The sequence below is a fragment of the Ensifer sp. Root278 genome (assembly GCF_001429285.1).
Lineage (GTDB): Bacteria > Pseudomonadota > Alphaproteobacteria > Rhizobiales > Rhizobiaceae > Ensifer.
In genome coordinates, this window is sequence record NZ_LMJJ01000034.1 from 89,522 (window position 1) to 111,879 (window position 22,358).

The 22,358-nt window shown below is 62.1% G+C and carries 15 protein-coding genes, 1 pseudogene and 1 riboswitch; of the genes and pseudogenes, 3 read left to right on the forward strand and 13 right to left on the reverse strand.

All coding sequences use genetic code 11. The features are described 5' to 3' along the window. Window positions 1-47: 47 nt before the first annotated feature. Together ASE60_RS20180 and ASE60_RS20185 are read left to right on the forward strand one after the other, a co-directional pair. Window positions 48-1,885, forward strand: a pseudogene (locus ASE60_RS20180) (methyl-accepting chemotaxis protein). Window positions 1,886-2,104: 219 nt separating this feature from the next. Next, the gene (locus tag ASE60_RS20185) at window positions 2,105-2,581 is read left to right on the forward strand and encodes a MarR family transcriptional regulator (protein ID WP_057252345.1); all 477 of its coding nucleotides are present in this window, start codon (window positions 2,105-2,107) and stop codon (window positions 2,579-2,581) included. A gap of 108 nt (window positions 2,582-2,689) precedes the next feature. On the opposite strand, the gene ASE60_RS20190 is transcribed toward ASE60_RS20185, so the two are convergent. The 9 genes from ASE60_RS20190 to ASE60_RS20230 all read right to left on the reverse strand — a co-directional run bounded on the left by ASE60_RS20190 (window position 2,690) and on the right by ASE60_RS20230 (window position 15,279). Further along, window positions 2,690-4,885: an esterase-like activity of phytase family protein gene (locus ASE60_RS20190; RefSeq protein WP_057252347.1), complete on the reverse strand. Its 2,196-nt coding sequence runs from the start codon at window positions 4,883-4,885 to the stop codon at window positions 2,690-2,692. Between the two features lie 88 nt (window positions 4,886-4,973). Beyond that, entirely contained in the window at window positions 4,974-5,888 is a 915-nt protein-coding gene (locus ASE60_RS20195; protein WP_192494661.1) for a DMT family transporter, read from the reverse strand. A gap of 78 nt (window positions 5,889-5,966) precedes the next feature. After that, window positions 5,967-6,132: riboswitch (FMN riboswitch) on the reverse strand. Window positions 6,133-6,257: 125 nt separating this feature from the next. Continuing rightward, complete coding sequence (gene hupB, locus ASE60_RS20200; RefSeq protein ID WP_057252351.1) at window positions 6,258-6,533, reverse strand: DNA-binding protein HupB; 276 nt, start codon at window positions 6,531-6,533, stop codon at window positions 6,258-6,260. 220 nt (window positions 6,534-6,753) lie between these two features. After that, window positions 6,754-9,174, reverse strand: coding sequence for an endopeptidase La (gene lon / locus ASE60_RS20205; RefSeq protein WP_057252354.1), 2,421 nt, complete (start codon window positions 9,172-9,174; stop codon window positions 6,754-6,756). Window positions 9,175-9,548: 374 nt separating this feature from the next. Continuing rightward, window positions 9,549-10,826, reverse strand: coding sequence for an ATP-dependent Clp protease ATP-binding subunit ClpX (gene clpX, locus ASE60_RS20210; protein ID WP_034803621.1), 1,278 nt, complete (start codon window positions 10,824-10,826; stop codon window positions 9,549-9,551). Window positions 10,827-11,109: 283 nt separating this feature from the next. Beyond that, window positions 11,110-11,742, reverse strand: coding sequence for an ATP-dependent Clp protease proteolytic subunit (locus tag ASE60_RS20215; RefSeq protein WP_057252356.1), 633 nt, complete (start codon window positions 11,740-11,742; stop codon window positions 11,110-11,112). A gap of 291 nt (window positions 11,743-12,033) precedes the next feature. Beyond that, window positions 12,034-13,593 (reverse strand): phospholipase D family protein, encoded by a 1,560-nt coding sequence (locus ASE60_RS20220; RefSeq protein WP_057252358.1) that lies wholly within the window; start codon window positions 13,591-13,593, stop codon window positions 12,034-12,036. 18 nt (window positions 13,594-13,611) lie between these two features. Next, the gene (locus tag ASE60_RS20225; RefSeq protein WP_057252360.1) at window positions 13,612-14,469 is read right to left on the reverse strand and encodes an endonuclease/exonuclease/phosphatase family protein; all 858 of its coding nucleotides are present in this window, start codon (window positions 14,467-14,469) and stop codon (window positions 13,612-13,614) included. 162 nt (window positions 14,470-14,631) lie between these two features. After that, a complete protein-coding gene (locus tag ASE60_RS20230) occupies window positions 14,632-15,279 on the reverse strand; it encodes a VOC family protein (RefSeq protein WP_057252362.1) in 648 nt (215 codons plus the stop codon). A 204-nt stretch (window positions 15,280-15,483) separates the two neighbouring features. On the opposite strand from ASE60_RS20230, the gene ASE60_RS20235 reads away from it, so the two are divergent. Then, window positions 15,484-16,722, forward strand: coding sequence for a cytochrome P450 (locus tag ASE60_RS20235; protein ID WP_057252364.1), 1,239 nt, complete (start codon window positions 15,484-15,486; stop codon window positions 16,720-16,722). 38 nt (window positions 16,723-16,760) lie between these two features. Here ASE60_RS20235 and ASE60_RS20240 read toward each other — a convergent pair whose 3' ends face one another. The 4 genes from ASE60_RS20240 to ASE60_RS20255 all read right to left on the reverse strand — a co-directional run bounded on the left by ASE60_RS20240 (window position 16,761) and on the right by ASE60_RS20255 (window position 22,333). Further along, a complete protein-coding gene (locus ASE60_RS20240) occupies window positions 16,761-17,105 on the reverse strand; it encodes a cupin domain-containing protein (protein ID WP_057252366.1) in 345 nt (114 codons plus the stop codon). A 211-nt stretch (window positions 17,106-17,316) separates the two neighbouring features. Beyond that, complete coding sequence (locus ASE60_RS20245) at window positions 17,317-20,505, reverse strand: CusA/CzcA family heavy metal efflux RND transporter (RefSeq protein WP_057252368.1); 3,189 nt, start codon at window positions 20,503-20,505, stop codon at window positions 17,317-17,319. Beyond that, window positions 20,502-21,932 carry an efflux RND transporter periplasmic adaptor subunit gene (locus tag ASE60_RS20250; protein ID WP_057252370.1) on the reverse strand — a complete coding sequence of 477 codons (1,431 nt, stop codon included), beginning with the start codon at window positions 21,930-21,932 and terminating at the stop codon, window positions 20,502-20,504. The genes ASE60_RS20245 and ASE60_RS20250 overlap by 4 nt, the downstream gene beginning before the upstream one ends. Continuing rightward, entirely contained in the window at window positions 21,929-22,333 is a 405-nt protein-coding gene (locus ASE60_RS20255) for a FixH family protein (RefSeq protein WP_057252372.1), read from the reverse strand. The genes ASE60_RS20250 and ASE60_RS20255 overlap by 4 nt, the downstream gene beginning before the upstream one ends. Window positions 22,334-22,358: the final 25 nt, after the last annotated feature.

Here is a 22,358-nt window from a genome sequence, read left to right on the forward strand (position 1 = left end):
TCATCAAGTACAGCTTTTATGGACGGCCGTCCTTCCGGGGGGAACCTATGTCACGGCTCAAGATTTCACATACGCTCATTGCCCTTTTCCTCGTGGTCGCCGTCATCGTCGCGGCGCTTGCCGTCTCGTCGCTCGGCGGCATCAAGATGATGAACGAGCGCAACAACGAGATCGCCACCACCTGGCTGCCGCGTGTCTCGCTTTCCCGCGCGCTCGAAACCCAGCTTTCCGATACGCGCATGGCCTTTGCGCGCCACCTGATCTCGCTGACGCCCTTCGAAAAGAAGGCCGCGGAAAAAGTCATCGGCCAGACCGTCGAAGGCTTCAACAAGCTCGCCGACGACTATGCGGCGCTGATGGTAACGGACGCCGACAAGGCCGCGCTGGAAAAGGTACGCGCTGCCTATCAGGCCTACCTCGCCATCGCCGATGGCATGGTCAAGCTCTCGAACAACCTTGAGAACATGAAGGCGCAGAGCGTCTTCAAGGTCGAGATGCGGGAGACCGAACAGAAGGTCGACGAGGCGATCAAGGAAGTGCGCGCGCTCAACGTCGCCGGCGCCGACGCCGCGGTTGCAGCAAGCTCGGCAACGCACGACCAGATCCGCATGATCGAAATGGCCGTCATCGCCGTCGCGGCGATCATCGTGCTCGGCGCCATTCTCTATGCCGTGCGCGGTATCGCCCGCCCGATCCAGATCATCACCCGTTCGATGGCGCGCCTTGCGGAAGGCGACACGGACAGCAGCATCCCCTACGGCGCCCGCAAGGACGAAATCGGCGAGATGGCCCGTGCCGTCGAAGTCTTCCGTCAGGCGGCAATCACCAACCAGCAGCTCGAAGCGGATGCCCAGGCACAGCGCGCCCAGGCTGAGGCCGATCGCCTGCGTCTGACCGAGGAAGCCGAAACTGCGGCTCAGCACCGCCTCCAGGAAGCGACGGCCGGTCTTGCTGGTGGCCTGCGCAGGCTTGCCTCCGGCGATCTCGCCTTCCAGCTCGACGAACCCTTTGCGCCGGACTTCGAGCAGCTCCGCCACGACCTGAACCAGGCCGTCGCTCAGTTGGCCGATACGCTTGCTGCCGTTTCGGCCAGCTCCGGCAGCATCGACAGCGGTGCGCGCGAAGTCAGCCAGAGTGCCGACGACCTGTCGCGCCGAACCGAGCAGCAGGCGGCCTCACTGGAAGAAACCGCAGCAGCACTCGACCAGATCACCGTCAATGTCGGCAATTCGTCGAAGCGCACCAACGAGCCCGTGCCGTCGCCAGCCAGGCAAACGAAAGCGCCCGCAAATCCGGCGCCATCGTCTCGGGCGCCGTCGATGCCATGGGCCGCATCGAGCATTCGTCGAGCCAGATCTCGAACATCATCGGCGTCATCGATGAAATTGCCTTCCAGACGAACCTTCTGGCGCTGAACGCCGGCGTCGAAGCAGCCCGCGCCGGTGATGCCGGCAAGGGTTTCGCCGTCGTCGCTCAGGAAGTCCGCGAACTTGCCCAGCGCTCGGCCAATGCGGCCAAGGAGATCAAGGACCTGATCCGCAACTCCGCCGTCGAAGTCGAAAGCGGCGTCCGGCTCGTGCGCGAAACCGGCGAGGCTCTGCGCACCATCGAAGGCTTCATCGTCACGATCAACCAGCACATGGATGCGATCGCCATCTCGGCGCAGGAGCAGTCCGCCGGACTGTCGGAGGTCAACACCGCCGTGAACCAGATGGATCAGGTGACGCAGCAGAACGCAGCCATGGTCGAGGAAGCCAATGCCGCAAGCGCCACGCTTGCCCAGGAAGCCGGCCGCCTGCGCGAGCTGATCGCCCGCTTCACGCTGGAAGAGGCTCAGGCCTACGGCTACGCGCCGTCGGCCGGCTCGACACGCCGGGCGGCATAACCACGACGCACGCCCGTGCTTGGTTTTTCGCGGGCGGGTTCGAGACACGAAATTCTTGACAAACCAACAGAAACGGCCGCCGGAAACGGCGGCCGTTTCTTTGCCTCCAAGTGCTTACCGTGAAGTCTCAGAGGTTTCTGTCGACAAAGGTGGCAATTGTAACTATCACTAATGTTACTGCCATTTCACATGGCACCTCATGAAATTCCAGCGACGATCATGAAGAAGACATTTGAAGTTTCCGATAGACTGTTCGAGCTCTACCACCGGGTCCACCGGCTGGTGAACGAATCGATGACCGAAGAAGGCGTGTCGCTGGCACGCAGCAAGTTCCTCTTCTTCCTGAGCAAGCTCGGTCCCTGTCGCTCGACAGATATCGCCTGTGCGCTGAACTTCGCGCCGCGCACGGTCACCGAGGCCATCGACGGTCTGGAACGCGACCGCCTGGTGATGCGCAAGCCCGATCCCGAGGACCGGCGCGCCAAGATCGTCTCGATTACCGAAACGGGTCGCGTCGTGCTTGAAGCCGCAGAGCATCCACGCAAGCAGCTGCTCGAGGAGATTTTCTCGGCGCTCGACGACGAGGAACTCGATGCCCTCTACGGCATCGTCGGCAAGCTGGTCGACAGGACGGATGAGATCCGCAAGCGCAAGGATGAGGCCGAAGAGGCAGCGCAGGTCGCTGTCGCCCGCTAGTCGGCGCCCGCTATTCGGGATCGTGCTATTTATTTCCTGCCAGTCCGAAACAGAAAGAGGCCGGGACATCATGTCCCGGCCTCTTCCGTTTTCTCCGGGCGTTAACGCTTACATCGCGTTGATGGCGCCAATGGAGAAGAACAGGGTTTCGCCGGAGGAGTCGTCGACACCGTCATTGTCGGTGACGACGTAGCCATTGCCGGCTGCATCGACGGTGAAGCCCTCGACCTTGTCGACGACGTAGCCGTTGAGCGCCTTCAGGTCCGGAATGAGGTCACGAACCTCTTCCTTCTTGACGACGGGCAGTTCGCCACCGAGTCCTGCCGGCTTCAGTTCCGTCAGCGCGACGCGATAGATCTTCTTGAGCTTGGCTGCCTGGCCGATCAGGTTGTCGCGCTCGATGATGTAGGCGTAGTCACCATGAACGGAGATTTCCGACAGGCCGACCCAGCCGCCACCGGCCTTTTCGAGCGGATAGCGCACCGCGCCCCACTCTTCGCTCTTCGGCTTGTAGGAGACGAGTTTGACGAAGCCCTTCTCGTCGTCCTTCCATTCGCGCTGAACAGCCATCCACAGCGTCTGGTCGTCGCCTTCGCCAACGACGGTGATGCCTTCGAAGCCGAAGCGGGTTTCGCCGGCACGCAGCGCCTCAGGCAAAGCGATTTCCTTCTTGATCTCGCCCTTCTTGTTCACGTGGAAGAGCGCGTGGCTGTAGAGCTTGTCGGAATTGCCTTCGGATGCGAGCCAGAAGCCCCCTTCCCCGTCATTGGCGATACCCTCGATGTCGAGTTTCTGAGCAGGTGCGCCGTCACGGGTGATGGCGAGCGTCTCGGTGATCAGCGCCGGCTTCTGGGTGGCGTCGATGGTGAAGATCGTCGGCTGCGACGACAAGACCGAGTCGTTGACGGCGCGCAGGAAGCCCGGCTTGTCCGAGACGGCAGCAAGACCGGAGAGTGCACCGAAGCCGATCGGCAGCCCGTCTTTCTCGGCGGACCGGATCTGCGGATAGGCGGCTTCGCCCTCAGCGCGCTCATAGATCATCACATGCGAACGTGCGCCGCCGTCCTCGCCTAGGTCGACTTCATTGGCGGTCGCAAGCAGGTTGCGCGACGAGATCGCGACGGCGCCTTCCGGCGAGATGCCCGACGGCAGCAGCTGCAGCAGTTCGGGCTCCGCACCCGTGTCCTTGTAGACGCCGACGACGGAAGCCCGTTCGGCGAGCAGGAAGAACAGGTTGTCGTCGCCAAACTTGGCCGCTTCCAGACCTTCGGGCTCCACGCCCTTGGCCGACGAGCGCTTTTCCGGGTAGTGGCCGATCGCGGCAACGGCATGCTCGAAGCTGGCGCCTGATTCGTAGAGCACCTTGCCGCTGGTGTCGAAGATCGTGAAGCCGCGCGAGCCGCCTTCGTAGTCACCTTCGTTGGCAACGACGATGCGGTTATCGTCGAGCCACTTCACGGCATCGGGCTCGCGCTTGCGGCCCGGCTGCTCGTCCTTGAAGGCGATGGCGCCGTTGCGCTTGATGTCGATATCATTGAGGTCGACGGTGCCAGCAGAGAAGTGCGTCTTCACCGTCGCAGTCTTGCCGTCGATGATGACGATGTGGTTGTTCTCCTGCAGCGTCAGCGCAATCTCGTCCTTGCCGTTGAAGGAGACGAACTCCGGCTCCGGATCTTCGCCAGCGATTTCGGCAAGACCCGTCAGCGTCACGCGCTTCAGCGAGCCGCAATCGGCAACGCCGTCCTTCAAGGACAGGATCACCAGATCGCCGGCCGGCATCTGCGGGATCTTGCCGTCGTTCACTTCCTCGTCGCGCTCGTTTTCAATGGCGATGGCCGCAAGCGTGCGGTCCTTGTTGACGGCCACCGAATCCGGCTGACCGCCGAGATCGCAGGTCGCATCCACCTTCTTCGACGCCAGGTCGACGATTGCCAGAAGTCCGGAAGGCTTGACGAAGCTTTCGCGCGTGTTGACCGCAACGAGCGCCTTGGCGCCGGCAACAGTAACGGAGGTCGGCTCACCGTCGAAAGAGATTGTGCCGGCTGCCTTCGGCGCCTTGGCATCGGTGATGTCGATCAGGCCGACGCGCTTGCCCGGGCTGTCGGAGTAGATCAGCGTATTGCCGTCTTCGCTGGCCGTGATGATCTCGGCGGACGTCGGCGCTTTGCGCGCGTCACCATCGGGCAGATTGTCGGCAACGGCAAAGGACGCAATACGATTGAATACAGGTTCAGCCGCCGCAGGAAATGCCGCGGAAGCAAGAAGGACGGCCGCGAAGGCGGTCACGCGCGAAGTAATGATCATTGAAATCCCCCATGGAGAATACTGAAAACATGGGGGTTCTGCGCGACTGCGATGACAGCCGAATGACACCGGCCGGGTTTTACACCGTTCAGGTTGCAACAGCCTCCCGTTCGCGCCGACTCTCGTTGCGCATGATGAACAGTGACGCGCCAAGGATCAGGACCGCACCGAACCAGAGATAGCCTGTCGGTGCGTAACCGAAGACCAGCCAGCCGGCAAAGACATTGAGCGGCAGCTTCAAATCATCGAAGGGCTGCACATAGGCGGCGTCGGCAACCGTATAGGCGAGCGTCAGCAAATATTGCGCGAACACTGTCATGACCCCGGCGAGCACGAGAAGGCCGAGCGCCATGCCCTGCGGCACCGCGAAACCGGCCGTGAGCGCAATGGCGCCATTGATCGGGGTCAAAAGGACAAGCAGCCAGATGGTGATGGTTTCGGGACGCTCGCTGCTCGTCAGGCTCTTGGTGATGAGCGACGAGGCGCCCCAGAGCAAGGCGGAGAGGATCGGCAGCAGCGCTGCCCAGGTGAAGCTGTCCGACCAGGGTTCAAGAATGATCATCGCACCGGCAAATCCGACCGCGGTCGCGGTCCAGCGGGCCGGACCGACGCGTTCGCCGAGAAACAGGCGAGCGCCAAGGATGATGAAGAACGGCGAGGTCATCACCAGGGCAATCGCCTGCCAGATCGGCACATGCGCAAGGCTGGAGACCCAGGCCCCGACGCCGAAGGCCGCGAGGGCCACGCGCACGACGTGGCGCCACGGGTAATCGGTGCGCATCGCCGAAAGTCCGACGCGCCGCAGGAACGGCAAAGAAAAGAGAAGGGCGAAGGCATATTGCCAGAAGGCCGTGGCGGCAGCGGGAAAGCCGAGTTTCATCGTCAGCCATTGGGTAACGACATTGAGCCCGGCGAAGGCAATACCGGCCAGCACCATGAAGCCGGCACCGGCCATGGCGCGCGAGGAGGACAAACCGAGGGAAGTCTGATTCATGTCACGCATCCTGAGAAATGGACAAACACAAATCAGGACGCATGAGCGCACGGCACGACGCCGGGCAGCCCTGCTCTTCGTGCCGACGACCATTCTCTTTCATCCGGACTATGACCGTCGGCTCCGGAATTGCACCGGATCTGCTGACCCCTTCCCCGCTTCAGGAGAAAGGCGCTCGCGGGCTTGGGTCACCGCATGATATTGCAGCGCCCTTACCGCCGGTGGGGACTTTCACCCCGCCCTGAGAATGGGCAAGCCGTAGAGCAAATGGCAGGAGGCCGCAAGGGCAGCCCCCCGGAATGCGAAAGGGTCCGGCTTTCGCCGAACCCTCGAATACCTGGACTGCCGGCCTCGTGTCCGACCGCCAAGCAAATCTGATCAGCCGTTGACGGCGTCCTTCAGGCCCTTGCCGGCCGTGAACTTCGGCACATTACGAGCCGGGATGTCAACTTCCGCACCCGTGGACGGGTTGCGGCCCTTCGAGGCTTCGCGGCGCGAAACCGAGAAGTTGCCGAAGCCGACCAGGCGAATGTCGCCGCCGCTCTTCAGCTCGCCCTGGATGGTCTCGAAAACTGCATCAACTGCAGAAGATGCGTCGGTCTTGGAAAGTCCGGCCTTCTCAGCAACGGCAGACACGAGCTCATTTTTGTTCATGTTTCCACCCCTTTCAGATTGGTTCGAAACGACTGTGTTTTAAGCCGCGGCGGCTTGCGCATCGCCCGCGTCTTGCCTTTCCCAATTGCGCCTAATCCCTTGGAATGCAAGGCTTGCAGGGCGCTTTTACAACAAAAAAGACCGGCCAGAGGCCGGTCTTCCCAATTTTTCTGCAAAATGGGCGCCGCGTGAGGTCGCTGCGCCCATTCACCGGCACTTTTTAGTGGGCGATCGAGGTGCCTGCTTCGTCCTGCGAATCAACCACTGCGACGGTTGCCGGCTCCCTTGCCGGGTCCCATTCGATCGGTTCCGGCATGCGCGCCAGGGCGTGTACAAGCACCTCGCCCATCCGCGAAACCGGGATGATTTCGAGCGCGTTCTTCACGTTATCCGGGATCTCGGCGAGATCCTTCGCGTTCTCTTCGGGGATCAGCACCTTCTTGATGCCTCCCCGGAGCGCTGCCAGCAGCTTCTCCTTGAGACCGCCGATCGGCAGCACGCGGCCGCGCAGCGTGATCTCGCCGGTCATCGCGACGTCCTTGGAGATCGGGATGCCGGTCATGATCGACACGATCGCGGTTGCCATGGCGACACCGGCCGACGGACCATCCTTCGGCGTCGCACCTTCCGGCACGTGCACGTGGATGTCGCTCTTGTCGAACATCGGAGGCTCGATGCCGAAATCGATCGCCCGCGAGCGGACATAGGACGCCGCCGCCGAAATCGATTCCTTCATCACGTCACGCAGGTTGCCGGTGACCGTCATGCGGCCCTTGCCGGGCATCATGACGCCTTCGATCGTCAGCAGTTCGCCGCCGACCTCGGTCCAGGCAAGACCCGTGACCACGCCGATCTGATCGTCGCGTTCGGCTTCGCCGTGACGGAAGCGCGGAACACCAAGGTAGTCGTTGATGTTGTCCGCCGTGACTTCGACCGTCTTCGTCTTGCCCTTGATGATCTCGGTCACCGCCTTGCGGGCGAGCTTCATCAATTCGCGCTCGAAGTTACGAACACCGGCTTCCCGCGTGTAGGTCTGGATGACCGCCATCAGGGCTCCGTCAGTCACGGAGAACTCCTTCGGCTGCAGCGCGTGGTCGCGGATCGCCTTCGGCAGCAGATGCCGCTTGGCGATCTCCAGCTTTTCCTCTTCGGTGTAGCCGGCGATGCGGATCACTTCCATACGGTCCATCAACGGCGCCGGAATGTTCAGCGTGTTGGCCGTGGTGATGAACATCACGTTGGACAGGTCGTATTCGACTTCCAGGTAGTGGTCCATGAAGGTCGAGTTCTGTTCCGGATCCAGCACCTCGAGCAGAGCCGACGACGGATCGCCGCGGAAGTCCTGGCCCATCTTGTCGATTTCGTCGAGCAGGAACAGCGGGTTGGACCGCTTCGCCTTCTTCATCGACTGCACCACCTTGCCCGGCATGGAGCCGATATAAGTGCGGCGGTGACCGCGGATCTCGGCTTCGTCACGAACGCCGCCGAGCGCCATGCGCACATATTCGCGGCCGGTCGCCTTGGCGATCGACTTGGCGAGCGAGGTCTTGCCGACGCCCGGAGGGCCGACGAGGCACAGGATCGGGCCCTTGATCTTCGACGAACGCGCCTGCACGGCGAGATACTCGACGATGCGTTCCTTGACCTTATCGAGACCGAAATGATCCGTGTTGAGCACGTTTTCGGCATGGTTCAGGTCGGTCTTGATCTTCGACTTCTTGCCCCAGGGCAGACCGAGCAGCCAATCCAGATAGTTGCGAACCACGGTCGCTTCCGCGGACATCGGGCTCATCTGGCGCAGCTTCTTCAGTTCAGCGTCAGCCTTTTCGCGCGCTTCCTTGGAGAGCTTCGTCTTGGCGATGCGCTCCTCGATCTCGGCCATCTCGTCACGGCCATCCTCGCCGTCGCCGAGTTCCTTCTGGATCGCCTTCATCTGTTCGTTGAGGTAGTACTCGCGCTGGGTCTTTTCCATCTGGCGCTTGACGCGCGAGCGGATGCGCTTTTCGACCTGCAGGACGGAAATCTCACCTTCCATGAAGCCGAGCGCCTTTTCCAGACGCATCTTCACGCTGGTGGTCTCCAGCATTTCCTGCTTCTCGACGATCTTGATCGACAGGTGCGAGGCGACCGTATCGGCCAGCTTCGAATAGTCTTCGATCTGGCTGGCGACACCGACGACCTCGGGGGAGATCTTCTTGTTGAGCTTCACATAGCTCTCGAACTCGGAAACGACCGAGCGGCTCAGCGCTTCGATTTCGACCGGATCTTCTTCCGGCTCGCTCAGCGTGTGCGCTGATGCCTCATAGAATTCGTCGCGCGGCGTGTAGCCGTCAATCTTGGCGCGCGCGCGGCCTTCGACCAGCACCTTGACGGTGCCGTCGGGCAGCTTCAGCAGTTGGAGGACATTGGCGATGGTGCCGACTTCATAGATCGCGGACGGTTCCGGATCGTCGTCGGTGGCGTTGATCTGGGTGGCAAGCATGATCTGCTTGTCGGTGCCCATGACTTCCTCAAGCGCACGGATCGACTTTTCGCGGCCGACGAAGAGCGGCACGATCATGTGCGGGAAGACTACGATGTCGCGGAGCGGCAGGACCGGGTAGGTCGCGCTTTCAGTCGCCGGTGACGTTTTGTTCGTCATGTCATTTCCTTTCCGTCCCGATTTCGGGCCCGTTCCCGGGAGCCCCGCAGGCACTCCCGGTTGTCATATTTTCCACATCAAAGTGGAGTGCCACCGCGTCCATTTCAAGGCTGGACGCGACACCCACCAACCGTGGCCGGGTCCTTCTGACTACGCACCATTTCTGTTGCGGGCCTTGCGACGGAGAACGAGGCTCAAGGACGCGCAACGATAAAGGTCCTTCATTGAATCGTGACATCATTGCGTTGTTTGAGACACTTTAGCAACAATCGAATTGTGAAATCTGCGCTCGGGCGCCTTTGTCTCAACAGCTAAGTGCGCGAACATGAAAAAGCCCGCACAAGGCGGGCTTCTCAAACGATAATTCGGCGTTATCAGGCCGAAACGTTGGTCTTTTCGTCCGACCGCTCGGAGTAGATGTAGAGCGGCCGCGCCGCGCCCTTGACCACCTCGTCGGAGATGACCACTTCGCGCACGCCTTCGAGCGTTGGCAGCTCGAACATCGTGTCGAGCAGGATCTTCTCCATGATCGAACGGAGGCCGCGGGCGCCGGTCTTGCGCACGATCGCCCGGCGGGCAATCTCGCGCAGCGCGTCCTCGTGGAAGGTCAACTCGACGTCTTCCATCTCGAACAGGCGCTGATACTGCTTGATCAGAGCGTTCTTCGGCTCGGACAGGATCTGGATCAGCGCATCTTCATCGAGATCTTCGAGCGTCGCCAGAACCGGCAGGCGGCCAATGAATTCCGGAATGAGGCCGAACTTGACCAGATCTTCCGGCTCGAGTTCGCGCAGAACCTCGCCGACGCGGCGATCTTCCGGCGAGCGGACCGTCGCGCCGAAACCGATCGAGGTCTTCTCGCCACGGGCGGAGATGATCTTGTCGAGGCCGGCGAATGCGCCGCCGCAGATGAACAGGATGTTGGTGGTGTCGACCTGCAGGAATTCCTGCTGCGGATGCTTGCGACCACCCTGTGGCGGAACCGAAGCAACAGTGCCTTCCATGATCTTGAGCAGCGCCTGCTGCACGCCCTCGCCCGAAACATCGCGGGTGATCGACGGGTTGTCGGACTTGCGGGAAATCTTGTCGACTTCGTCGATGTAGACGATGCCGCGCTGCGCGCGCTCGACGTTGTAGTCGGCGGCCTGGAGCAGCTTGAGGATGATGTTTTCGACGTCTTCACCGACGTAACCGGCTTCGGTCAGCGTCGTGGCGTCGGCCATGGTAAACGGCACGTCGATGATGCGGGCGAGCGTCTGGGCGAGATAGGTTTTGCCGCAGCCGGTCGGGCCGACGAGCATGATGTTGGACTTCGCCAGTTCGACGTCGCTGCCCTTGGCGGCATGCGCCAGGCGCTTGTAGTGGTTGTGCACGGCCACCGAGAGGATGCGCTTCGCCTGCTGCTGGCCGATGACGTATTCGTCGAGGACCTTGATGATTTCCTGAGGGGTCGGCACACCGTCGCGGGACTTGACCATCGAGGTCTTGTTCTCTTCGCGAATGATGTCCATGCACAGTTCGACGCATTCATCGCAGATGAAGACGGTCGGTCCGGCAATCAGCTTACGGACTTCGTGCTGGCTTTTGCCGCAGAACGAACAATAAAGCGTATTCTTCGAGTCACCGCCGTTGCTTCCGCTGACCTTGCTCATTTCCACTTCCTTCCAGCACGCCGGACACTTCAAGCGAAGTATCGCGGACCACTCAATTCGCCCTGTAGCCTATCCTCACGCAGGGCTTCCGGGAGTACTTACCGCACCTGGGCGACCATGCCCGATGCGGCTGCAACGACTCTCCCAACTCATCCGAACACTATGCCCTCAGAATCCAACATAGCATTAACGGTCCATATTACCGGCTTTACCCTGACGATAAAGCCCTTGAGCCATTACAATTGTGTCACAATTACATCTATCGCGACACAAAAGCGCGTTATCAGGCCTGCTCGGTGCCTTCGATCTCTTCGCGCGAGGTCAGTACCTTGTCGACGATACCCCACTCCAGAGCTTCGTCCGCGCTCATGAAATGGTCGCGATCGAGCGTCTGCTCGACTTCCTCGTAGGTACGGCCGCAATGCTTGACATAGACCTCGTTGAGGCGGCGCTTCATCTTGAGGATGTCGCGGGCATGGCGTTCGATATCGGAAGCCTGGCCCTGGAAACCGCCGGAGGGCTGATGAACCATGATGCGCGCATTCGGCGTGGCGAAGCGCATGTCCTTGTGGCCGGCCGCCAGGAGCAGCGAACCCATCGAGGCCGCCTGGCCGACGCAAAGCGTCGAGACCGCCGGCTTGATGAACTGCATCGTGTCGTAGATCGCCATACCGGAGGTGACGACGCCACCCGGGGAATTGATGTAGAGCGCAATTTCCTTCTTCGGGTTTTCCGCCTCGAGGAAAAGGAGCTGGGCGCAGACGAGCGTCGCCATCTGATCTTCGACCGGACCGGTGACGAAGATGATGCGCTCCTTCAGAAGGCGCGAAAAGATATCGTAGGAACGTTCACCGCGGTTGGTCTGTTCAACAACCATCGGCACCAGTGCCAGGGCGGTATCAACGGGATTTCTCATATCGAACCTTCATCAATCGGGCTCGCAAAACCTTTGCGAGCCGGGAATCACGGGATTTGCCTTCTGTCCCTACATAGAGTGTCAACACCCTTCACTTCAAGTCGCGAAGCTTCGATAAGCTTAATCGAAGCGCCCTTTGCTGCGAAGTTCGGCGCTCCTCCACACATGGTTGTCAATAGAACCTTTTTTCGCCGACATGCGCGCCGCAAGCCGCCGCGACCGAGCATTTCACACAGGGTTCGATGACGTCGGTAAACGAACGGCAAATCGTGTATCGGCGGCGCCGCCTTCCTAGAGCTGTGACTCGATCGGCAGAATACGGATCAGGTTGGCAATCATCCGCCTGGCAAGGCTGGCATCCGGCTCGCGCCGCAACAGCCGCTCGGAGCCGTTGGCGCGATCACGCCAGACAAGCCGTGAACCGTCCATCCCGAGCCGGTAGCTGATCGACGGCGAGGTCTCCTCCTCGAACATGCTGGCCAGCTCGCCGGCAAGAGCCGCATCGGCAAAGACGACACCCATTTCCGTATTGAGCGATGCGGAGCGGGGGTCGAAGTTCATCGAGCCGACGAACCCGTTCAAGCCATCGACCACGAAAGCCTTGCTGTGCAGGCTCGCATTGCGGCGCCCGAACAACGTCATGCGGTGCCCTTCGGCAACGTCGCCCTGCTCCTTCAATTCGAAGAGAGCGATGCCGGCCTGGATGAGCTTCCGGCGGTACTTGATGTAACCGCCGTGAACGGCTGCGACATCGGTCGCTGCGAGAGAGTTGGTCAGCACCGCGACCCGAGCTCCGCGCGAAACGATGGCCGCAAGCTCTCGCGTGCCGGCAACGCCGGGGATGAAATAGGGAGAGATGATCCTCAAATCCCGCGTCGCCGCTTCGATCAACGGGAAGAGTTCGCGCAGCAACCAGTTCTGGCGCCGCTGCATCAGCGCCTTTTCCGGCGGGTCGGATGCCAGGCGGATCTGCGAACTCCAGTGAAGCCGCCGCGTGCCGTGATAGATGCCGGTTTCCTGGGCAACCTTGTCGACGCGCTCGATGTAAAACCGGCCCGCGGGTGTCCGGGCAAGCCCGTCGACGGCCTCACGGAGCGCCGGCAAATATTGCTTGCGTGGCGTGCGCAGTGCAGCGATCGGGAGGACGGAGTCGCTGTTCCAGTACCGGTCGAACATGGCGGACGCCTGGTCCAGCACCGGCCCCACCATCCAGACGTCGAGGTCGCGGAAGTTGGAAAGCTCGGCGGCGTCGAAATAGGCGTCGCCGATGTTGCGCCCGCCGGCGATTGCGACCCGGCCATCCGCCACCCACAGCTTGTTGTGCATGCGGCGGGTGGCGCTGAAGGCGCGGATCGCCATCTCGAAGCCGCGGCGAAAGCGGTCGGTCCGCGCCCGGCTGGGATTGAAGAGCCGCACCTCGATATTGGGGTGGGCGTCAAGCGCGATGCACATGCGATCATGAATGCCGGCGTTGATGTCATCGAGCAGCAACCGGACACATACGCCTCTGTCGGCCGCCGCCAAAATCTCTCGGGCCAGCAGAAGACCGGTCAGATCATCCTTCCAGTAATAATACTGCAGATCGAGGCTGCGCCCGGCGCGCCGCGCCGCATGCGCGCGCACTACCAGGGCCTCGATACTGTCCGACACGAGCGCCACGCCATTTGCGTTCGGGCGGCCGGCAAGAAGGGGCATGATAAGCCGATCGAGTTCCGTACCGGCCTCGGCCACCGGAAGTGCCGTTGACGGCAGCCCGTGCGGGCGCCGTCCGAACCGGCCATAGATGTAGAGGATGGCCGCCACGACCACACCGACGATCGCGGCGACGATGATCAGAACGGAGGATAACATCGAAAGCGCGCCTCGCCGTCAGACCGACCCCGCACGGCCGGCCCCAACCCGATTTCCGTCGCGGTGATCCTGTTGGGCAGCCTTCAAGGCGATGGAGGCTTTCACCGGCAGATGGTCCGAGGCGATCCGCGCAAGCGGTGAGTCATGCACGGCGACCGACGTTACCAGGTGGTGCGGATTGCCAAGCACGCGATCGAGCGGCAGCAGCGGAAAACGCGACGGGAAGCTCGCGACCGTGGCGTGCGACGGATCGAAAACCGGACTTAGGAACGACAGTGACGATCTCCGGCCCATGCGCCACTCGTTGAGATCGCCGATGAGCAGCGTCGGCCGCCCGTTCGCGCCGGCTGCCGCTTCAAGGATCGCCTCGGCCTGCTGGGCGCGGGAATGCCTGAGAAGACCGAGATGGGCGGCGATGATGCGTAAGGGGCCGACCTTCAGGTCGAGATCGACGACGAGTGCGCCACGCGGCTCGACACCTGGGAGTTTCAGCTGCCTCACATCGGAAACGGCGCCCTCGCGTAGCAACAGCACATTGCCGTGCCATCCATGCCCCTTCGCCGAAAAGCCGGAGATCGGCACCGAAACGAGATGGGCCTCGCGCCGGAGATGTTCGAGATCGAGAAGACCGGCACGCTCGCCGAACCGCTGGTCCGCTTCCTGAAGCGCAACGATATCGGCGCCCAGTTCGCCGATCACATTGGCGGTCCGCCCGGGATCGAAACGGCCGTCGGTACCGACACATTTATGGATGTTGTAGGAGGCGATGACGATATCGCCGCGGTTCACCGCAGTTTCGCGATGAACGACCGTGGGACGCCGCTTGCGGATCGCTGCCACGATCCCCGCCGATAGACTGGACTGGTTTTTTGCCATGCCGCTCCCTGCCTGCTGCCCGCATCATTGCGCAAATAGGTCACCGGGCGCCACTGAAAAAGGGCGGAGAACAGAAGTTGTTTCGCAACTGCAATACGGGAGCGAACGGGTGGATGCCGGGACAGCACGAGCATCGCCGGCGTCCATTTTCGCCGCTCTCGATCAGTCGGCCGGCCCTGCGAACAGGATCAGATTTCCGTCCGGATCGAGCACGATGAAGGTGCGGGCGCCCCAGGGTTCTGTCCGCAGCGGCTGGTGAAAGTGTACGCCAGCAGCCTGATAGGTCAGGAACAATTGCTTGATGTCATTGACGGTTTCGAGCGTGATGGCAGCCGAAAGCAAGTCTTCGCGTTGGCGGATGTCGCCGACGAAGACCGGCTCGCAGACAAGGCGCAGAGCAAGCCTGGCACTGTCGCGGATCACCTGCCCATAGAAGGGCGGGTCGCCGTAGACGAAATCGACGGCAAAGCCGAGCTTCTCCGCGTAGAAGTCGCACGAAGCCTTGATATCGGCAACGAACAGCTGAGCGGCGGTCGACTGCAGCACCGGCTGCGATGTGGTGGGTTTTGAGTGCGGGGTCATTGTCAGGGCTCCTGATTTGAGCGCCTGCCAACTATCGAATCCCGATTGGCGCGCGATCAGCTCCTGCGCGTCGGCGAGCTTGAACTCCGCCTTGAGAATGGCGTCGTCATCAAGGTCACGGTAACGGGGCAAGGCCGCCCTGATCTCCGCTGCGACCGGATGGTACCGTTCGCGATGCCATTTGAGGTACTGCTTCGCCTGCTTCTTCAGGTTTTCAAGGTTTGGCATGGGCGCAACTACGGTGTGTCTCCCGTAGGCGGGCGTGCCCTTTCAGCCTCTTGCCGATGCGCCCTACGCAGCGCCAGGAGATTGACGACCATTACCGACACTGTCAACGCCATGCCGATGGCCGGAGGGATATCTGCACTTGCCGGCTGAACGCCGGTTCCCGTAGAAATAGACGTCGGTCAAATTCTGTAAAGAGCCCGTTGCATGCCTGCCATAACCATTGACGGCGCCCAAAGGCGCGTTTCTATCGATGCGCGCAATCCCGCTTTCTACCGTGAGCCGCTCGCCGCCTATGCCGAAATCCACGCGCAATGTCCGGCCTTCTTCTGGGAGGAGCGGCAACAATGGTATTTCGCAGGCTATGACCAGGTAAACGTGCTGCTCCGCGACCGCCGTTTCGGTCGGCAGATCCTGCATGTGGCGACGCGCGAAGAGGTCGGCCTGTCGGCGCCGAAGCCACATCTGAGGGACTTCGACGCGCTGGAGGAACATTCGCTGCTGGAGCTCGAGCCGCCGGCACACACGCGGCTGCGCACCCTGGTCAACCGGGCGTTCGTCTCAAGGCAGATCGAACAGCTGAGACCGGATATCGAGCAGCTGTCGCACGCCCTTATCGATGGTTTCGAAGGCGACGGCGAGGTCGAGTTGCTCAAGACGTACGCCGAAACGATCCCCGTGACGATCATCGCCCGCATGCTCGGCATACCGGTCGAGGCGGCGCCCGATCTTCTCGACTGGTCGCACCGCATGGTCCGGATGTATGTCTTCAACCCGAGCCACGAGACCGAACTCGACGCCAACCAGGCTTCCGCCGAATTTGCCGCCTATCTGCGAGAGATCATCGCCGAGAAACACCGCAATCCCGCCGATGACCTGCTGACGCACATGATCACCTCGGAAAAGGATGGCGAACGACTTTCCGAGGCAGAGTTGGTCTCGACCACCGCCCTGCTCCTCAATGCCGGTCACGAAGCGACTGTGCATCAGATCGGCAATGCCGTGAGAACCATCCTGCAATCCGGACCTTCCGCCGAGGATCTGTTTGCCACGGAGGCATCAACGGGGCTGGCGATCGAGGAGTGCCTGCGTTTTGCGGCACCGCTGCATATTTTCCAGCGTTACGCTCTCTCGGATGTCGAGCTGGAAGACGGCATCACCCTTCGCAAGGGCGACAAGATCGGCCTTTTGCTCGGGGCGGCAAATGTCGACCCGAAGAAGTTCACGGACCCGAATGCGTTCCGGCCGACGCGCGATGAAGGCGCCAATGTCTCCTTCGGGGCCGGCCTGCATTTCTGCATCGGGGCGCCGCTGGCCCGGCTTGAACTCAATCTATCGCTGCCGATCCTGTTTCGGCGGCTGCCGGACATGCGGCTGAAGAACGAGCCCGAGGTGAAGGACGCGTTTCATTTCCACGGCCTGGAGCGTCTCGACCTCGTCTGGTAGCTGCATCGAAGACCGCCCAATCTCCGGCGCTTCGGCACTCACAAGCGGATGACGTAGTCCTTGCGGGTTGTCTCCACGACCTCCCAGGTCCCTTCGAAGCCCGGACGCAGGATCATGCTGTCGCCGGCGCGCAAATGCGCCGCCTCGCCACCATCCTGCGTGACGATCGAATAGCCGGAGATGATGTGGAAATATTCCCACTCCTCATAGACGATCCGCCACTTGCCGGGCGTCGATTCCCAGACCCCGGCATAGAGGCCGCCATCGGCCTCCTCCAGGTTCCAGGTACTGAATTGCGGCGCCCCGGAGATCAGCCGGTCGGCAGCTGGCGTGCCGGTTTCCGGCTCGACGGAAGACAGATCGAACTTCTGCATATTCGCCATTGGGCACCTTTGCTGGAGGCACTGCAACCTCCCCCGTCATGGGTTTCAGATTTGGTTTCGTCACACACCTCCGGGGCAACGTCCATTGTTTTTTCGAGGATATTCCCGCCTCCGTTCTGCTGGTGCCGCCATTCCTCGATCGAGGCGGACGTGGACCGGCATTTCGAAGCAACTCGGCTCCTGCCCCATCCGACCTTGAACCTTCACTCGTCTACCGCTGGATCCTGCCGTCTATCGGCGTCAGAAGCCCGGCGCTGGCCGCTCTCGTCGGCGACCGGGTGTCGGCTAGGGCTGGCAGCCGCCAGCCCTTCACCAGGCCGTAGATTGCCGGGATGACCGCCAGCGTCAGCACCGTCGACGAGATCATGCCGCCGATCATCGGCACGGCGATGCGCTGCATGATCTCCGATCCGGCCCCGGTACTCCAGAGGATCGGCACCAGCCCTGCGATGATCGCCACGACCGTCATCATCTTCGGTCGCACCCGTTCCACCGCTCCGACCATGATCGCGTGATGCAGGTCGTCCCGCGTGAAGGGGCGCTTTTCGCGGTCGCATTCCTCACGGCGTTCGCGAAGCGCCTGGTCGAGATAGATCAGCATGATCACACCCGTCTCTGCCGCCACGCCAGCAAGCGCGATGAAGCCGACGACCACCGCCACCGAGGCGTTGAAGCCCAGCCACCACATCAGCCAGATGCCGCCAACGAGCGCGAAGGGCAGCGACAGCATGACGATGAGGGTCTCGGTCAGCGCTTTGAAGTTCAGGTAGAGCAGCAGGAAAATCAGCGCGAGGGTCAGTGGCACGACGATCGCGAGGCGCGCTTTTGCCCGTTCCAGATACTCGTACTGCCCGCTCCAGGCGACCGAATAGCCTGATGGAAGCGACACGCTCTTCGCGACGGCTTCCTGAGCTTCGGAGACATAGCTGCCAAGATCGCGGTCGGCGATGTCGACGAAGATGTAGACCGCGAGCTGGCCGTTTTCGGTCCGGATCGTTGTCGCACCGCGTTCGAGCTTGACGTCGGCGACAGCACCGAGGGGCACCGTTCCGCCGCCGGGAAGCGCGACCTCGATGTCGCGCGCGATCGACTGTGGATCGCTTCTGAAGGCCCGCGGATAACGGACGGCGACGCCGTAGCGCTCCCTTCCCTCGACGGTCAAGGTGACCACCTCGGACCCAAGCGCCGTGGCGATGACATCCTGCACGTCACCGATGCTGAGGCCGTAGCGCCCGAGCGCGGTGCGGTCCGGCACGATGTCGAGGAAGTATCCGCCTATGACACGCTCGGCGTAGGCGCTGGACGTGCCGGGGATGGCCTTCAGTACCGTCTCGATGTCGCGCGCCACCCGCTCCATCTCCTTGAGGTCAGTTCCGTAGACCTTGACGCCGACGGGCGTACGGATGCCGGTCGACAACATGTCGATGCGGGCGCGGATCGGCATGGTCCAGGCGTTGGAGACTCCGGGGAACTGAAGAGCTGCATCCATCTCCCGCTTGAGGCTGTCGATGGTCACGCCTGGCCGCCATTGCGACTTCGGCTTCAGGGTGATGATTGTCTCGAACATCTCCGTCGGGGCCGGATCTGTGGCAGTCAGCGCCCTGCCCGCTTTGCCGAAGACCGTCTCGACCTCGGGGAAGGACTTGATGATCCGATCCTGCGTCTGCATCAGCTCAGCCGCCTTGGTCACCGACAGGCCGGGCAAGGTCGTCGGCATGTACATGAGCGTGCCTTCGTTGAGGGTCGGCATGAACTCGCTGCCGATCTGACGCGCCGGCCACACCGTTGCGGCGAGCGCCGCGACCGCGAGCAGGATCGTGATCGTCTTCGCCCGCAGCACGCCGGCAATGATCGGACGGTAGGTCCAGATCAGAAAGCGGTTGAGCGGGTTCTTGTGCTCCGGCACGATCCGGCCGCGCACGAACAGGACCATCAGCGCCGGAACGAGTGTCACCGACAGCAACGCCGCCGCCGCCATCGCGAAGGTCTTGGTGAAGGCAAGCGGTCCGAACAGTCGCCCCTCTTGCGATTCCAGTGTGAAGATCGGCAGGAAGGACACGGTGATGATCAGCAAGCTGAAGAACAGTGCCGGGCCGACCTCGCTTGCCGCTTCGATCAGGACTTCGGCTCTGGGTTTGTCGGGCGGCGCGCGTTCCAGGTGTTTGTGGGCGTTCTCGATCATAACGATCGCCGCATCGATCATCGCGCCGATGGCAATCGCTATGCCGCCGAGGCTCATGATGTTGGCCCCGATGCCAAGCGCCCGCATCGCGATGAAGGAAATCAGGATACCGATCGGCAGCATGATGATGGCGACGAGCGCGCTCCTCACATGCAGGAGGAAGGCGATCGTCACCAGTGCGACGATGATCGACTCCTCGACCAGCGTGCCCTTGAGCGTCTCGATCGCCGCCTTGATCAGCTCCGAACGGTCATAGACGGGCACGATCTCGGTGCCAGCCGGCAGGCTATCCTTGATCGCCGCCAGGCTCTTCTTGGCGCTGTCGATGACGTTGAGGGCGTTCTCGCCGACCCGCTGCAGCACGATGCCACTTGCGACCTCGCCTTCGCCGTTGAGTTCGGTGATGCCGCGCCGCTCATCGGGAACCGTCTCCACCCGCGCCACGTCGCCGAGGCGTAACGGCGCGCCGCCTTCGGTCATCAGCACGATGTTCTCGATATCCTTGATACCCTGCAGGTAGCCGCGGCCACGGACCATGAACTCGAACTCGGAAATCTCGACCGTCCGCCCGCCGACGTCGCGGTTGCTGGCGCGCACTGCGTCGGCGATCTGTTTCAGCGTCACGTTCTGGGCGCGCAGACGCGCCGGATCGACGACGATGGAGTACTGCTTGACGAAGCCGCCGACACTCCCGACTTCCGCCACGCCGTCGGACTTCGAGGCGGCGAAGCGCACGACCCAGTCCTGCAACGAGCGCAGTTCGGCCAGAGACAGCTCCTTGGCGACAAGGGCGTACTGGTAGACCCAGCCAACACCCGTCGCGTCCGGGCCGAGGCTCGGCGAGACGCCTTCGGGAAGCCGGCTTGCGGCGGCGTTGAGGTATTCGAGCACGCGGCTTCGCGCCCAATAGGGATCGGTCCCGTCCTCGAATATGACGTAGACGAAGGAGATGCCGAAGAAGGAGAAGCCGCGCACGACCTTCGACCGCGGTACCGTCAGCATCGACGTCGTCAGCGGATAGGTGACCTGATCCTCGACCACCTGCGGCGCCTGACCGGGATAGTCAGTGAAGACGATGACCTGCACATCCGAGAGATCGGGAATGGCGTCGAGCGGAAGCGAACGCAACGAGTAGACACCCGCGGCGATTGAGAGGGCGGCCCCAACGATGATCAGCACCAGATTGCGAGCGGACCAGGCGATGACGTTCGAGATCATGGTTTCACCTCGTCCGCAGTGAGGGCGCTTAGAGCCGCATTGAGATTGCTCTCGGCGTCGAGCAGGAAGTTGGCGGAGACGACGATCTTCTCTCCGGCTTCAATGCCTTTCCTGATTTCCGTTCGGTCATCGCCGCGCGCTCCGAGCTCGACGTCACGCGGTTCGAAGCGGCCTTCGCCCTTGTCGACGAACACCACCTGTCGGTCGCCCGTGTCGATAACGGCGCTGTTGGGCACCGCGACGACCGGGGCGGTGGCACCGGAGGCGATCTCGACTTCGGCGTACATGTTCGCGATCAGCAGGCCCTCGGCGTTGGAAAGCTCGATCCTCACCTTGGCGGTGCGCGTCTGCGTCTGAAGCTCGGGATAAATCAGATCGACTGCGCCCTCGAAGGTCTTGCCAGGCAGGTTCCGCACCCGGACCGTCGCATGCGCGCCTTGCCGGATGGTCGCGGCATCGAATTCGGGTACGTCCGCGATCACCCACACCTTCGACATGTCGGCAATCCGGAAGAGGACATCGCCAGCCTCGGCCATCATGCCGGTCGTCGCGCTGCGTTCGAGGACGACGCCATCGCTCGGGGAGAGATAGGCGATGCTTCTGGGCACCGTCCGGCTCCGGGCGATCGCTTTGACCGTCTCTTCCGGCACGCCGAGATTGCGCAGTTGCAGCGCGCCGCCGACGTCGAGGTCTGGCTCGCCACCACCGCGCAGTTCCGTGGCGTATTCGGCCCCGGCCTTGGCGATGTCCTTCGAGAAGAAGTGGAAGAGCTCGTCGCCCTTCCGCACCCGGTCGCCAGTCGTCACATCGGCGACGCCCTCGATGAATGCGTTCGCGCGCATCGAGACGATCCGCACCAGGCGCTCGTCGAACGTGACCGTTCCAGGCACCCGCACCTGGCGGCTGACGACGGCGTTCTCTGCCGTCGCCGTCTTCACCCCGGTCCGCTGTAACTTGCCGAGCGAGACCTTCACGACGGAGCTGTCCGCCTCCTCTCCCTCGTATACGGGAAGATAGTCCATGCCCATGGAGTCCTTTTTCGGCACCTTGGAGGTGTCTGGAAGGCCCATGGGGTTGCGGTAATAGAGTACTTTTCGCTCGCCCGCCGTCGGCGTGGCTTCAGCCTTTTGGGGAGCAGCTTTCTTCACCGTGTCGAAGGAGATGTCCTCGCTCTCGCGCACGGCAACGAAAGCACGACCGTCTGCGGTCTCTCTCGGTGTGGCCGAGTATTCCGGCGAACCGTCTGAACTACGATAGTAGATGACCTTGCCGGTCGGCATGACTGCAGAGGGCATGGTTTCCCCGAGCGCTTGCTCGGAGAAGATCCTGTTGATGTGGGTGGCAAGGCTTTGCGTGCCCGCCACGTAGCCTCCCCCGCCGGCAACGGCGAGGGAGCTAACGAGGAGCAGGAATTTGAAGGTCTTCACGGCGTCGCCTGCAGATCGAATTCGCCCTGGACGGTTTCGGCCTCACCCTGGACCTTTGCCGCCAGCTTGAAGCGCCAGCCGCCCTCCATGCTGAGGTTCGTCTTGAAGCGGTAGACACCGGGCTCCGTCGGCGGCAGGGCCTCGACCGGGGTGGTCATCGCTTCCATGCCTTCCGGAGCCATGTCCATTCGGGTGGTGAAGATTATGGCGTCGCAGACGGGTTTTTCGGTCCTCTTGTCGACGAGACGGACTGCGACGGTCGCCTCGGGGCCTTGCGCGACCTCCGACTGAACGAGCTGGAACTCGTAGTCCGTCGCAGCGGCGTGGGATTGGGTAGTTGCGACCAGCGCAATGGAGAGCGATGCGAGCAGTGTTCTCGCAGAAGATTTGACTGCAGTCATAAGAATCTCACCCAGGACGGGCACA

What these genes read in the sequence shown, in the direction of transcription:
- ASE60_RS20225 (WP_057252360.1), bottom strand. Translation starts at nt 14,469, where the DNA reads ATGGCAAAAAACCAGTCCAGTCTATCGGCGGGGATCGTGGCAGCGATC.
- ASE60_RS20245 (WP_057252368.1), bottom strand. Translation starts at nt 20,505, where the DNA reads ATGATCTCGAACGTCATCGCCTGGTCCGCTCGCAATCTGGTGCTGATC.
- hupB (WP_057252351.1), bottom strand. Translation starts at nt 6,533, where the DNA reads ATGAACAAAAATGAGCTCGTGTCTGCCGTTGCTGAGAAGGCCGGACTT.
- ASE60_RS20230 (WP_057252362.1), bottom strand. Translation starts at nt 15,279, where the DNA reads ATGCCAAACCTTGAAAACCTGAAGAAGCAGGCGAAGCAGTACCTCAAA.
- ASE60_RS20255 (WP_057252372.1), bottom strand. Translation starts at nt 22,333, where the DNA reads ATGACTGCAGTCAAATCTTCTGCGAGAACACTGCTCGCATCGCTCTCC.
- lon (WP_057252354.1), bottom strand. Translation starts at nt 9,174, where the DNA reads ATGACGAACAAAACGTCACCGGCGACTGAAAGCGCGACCTACCCGGTC.
- ASE60_RS20235 (WP_057252364.1), top strand. Translation starts at nt 15,484, where the DNA reads ATGCCTGCCATAACCATTGACGGCGCCCAAAGGCGCGTTTCTATCGAT.
- ASE60_RS20195 (WP_192494661.1), bottom strand. Translation starts at nt 5,888, where the DNA reads ATGCGTGACATGAATCAGACTTCCCTCGGTTTGTCCTCCTCGCGCGCC.
- ASE60_RS20220 (WP_057252358.1), bottom strand. Translation starts at nt 13,593, where the DNA reads ATGTTATCCTCCGTTCTGATCATCGTCGCCGCGATCGTCGGTGTGGTC.
- ASE60_RS20185 (WP_057252345.1), top strand. Translation starts at nt 2,105, where the DNA reads ATGAAGAAGACATTTGAAGTTTCCGATAGACTGTTCGAGCTCTACCAC.
- clpX (WP_034803621.1), bottom strand. Translation starts at nt 10,826, where the DNA reads ATGAGCAAGGTCAGCGGAAGCAACGGCGGTGACTCGAAGAATACGCTT.
- ASE60_RS20215 (WP_057252356.1), bottom strand. Translation starts at nt 11,742, where the DNA reads ATGAGAAATCCCGTTGATACCGCCCTGGCACTGGTGCCGATGGTTGTT.
- ASE60_RS20240 (WP_057252366.1), bottom strand. Translation starts at nt 17,105, where the DNA reads ATGGCGAATATGCAGAAGTTCGATCTGTCTTCCGTCGAGCCGGAAACC.
- ASE60_RS20190 (WP_057252347.1), bottom strand. Translation starts at nt 4,885, where the DNA reads ATGATCATTACTTCGCGCGTGACCGCCTTCGCGGCCGTCCTTCTTGCT.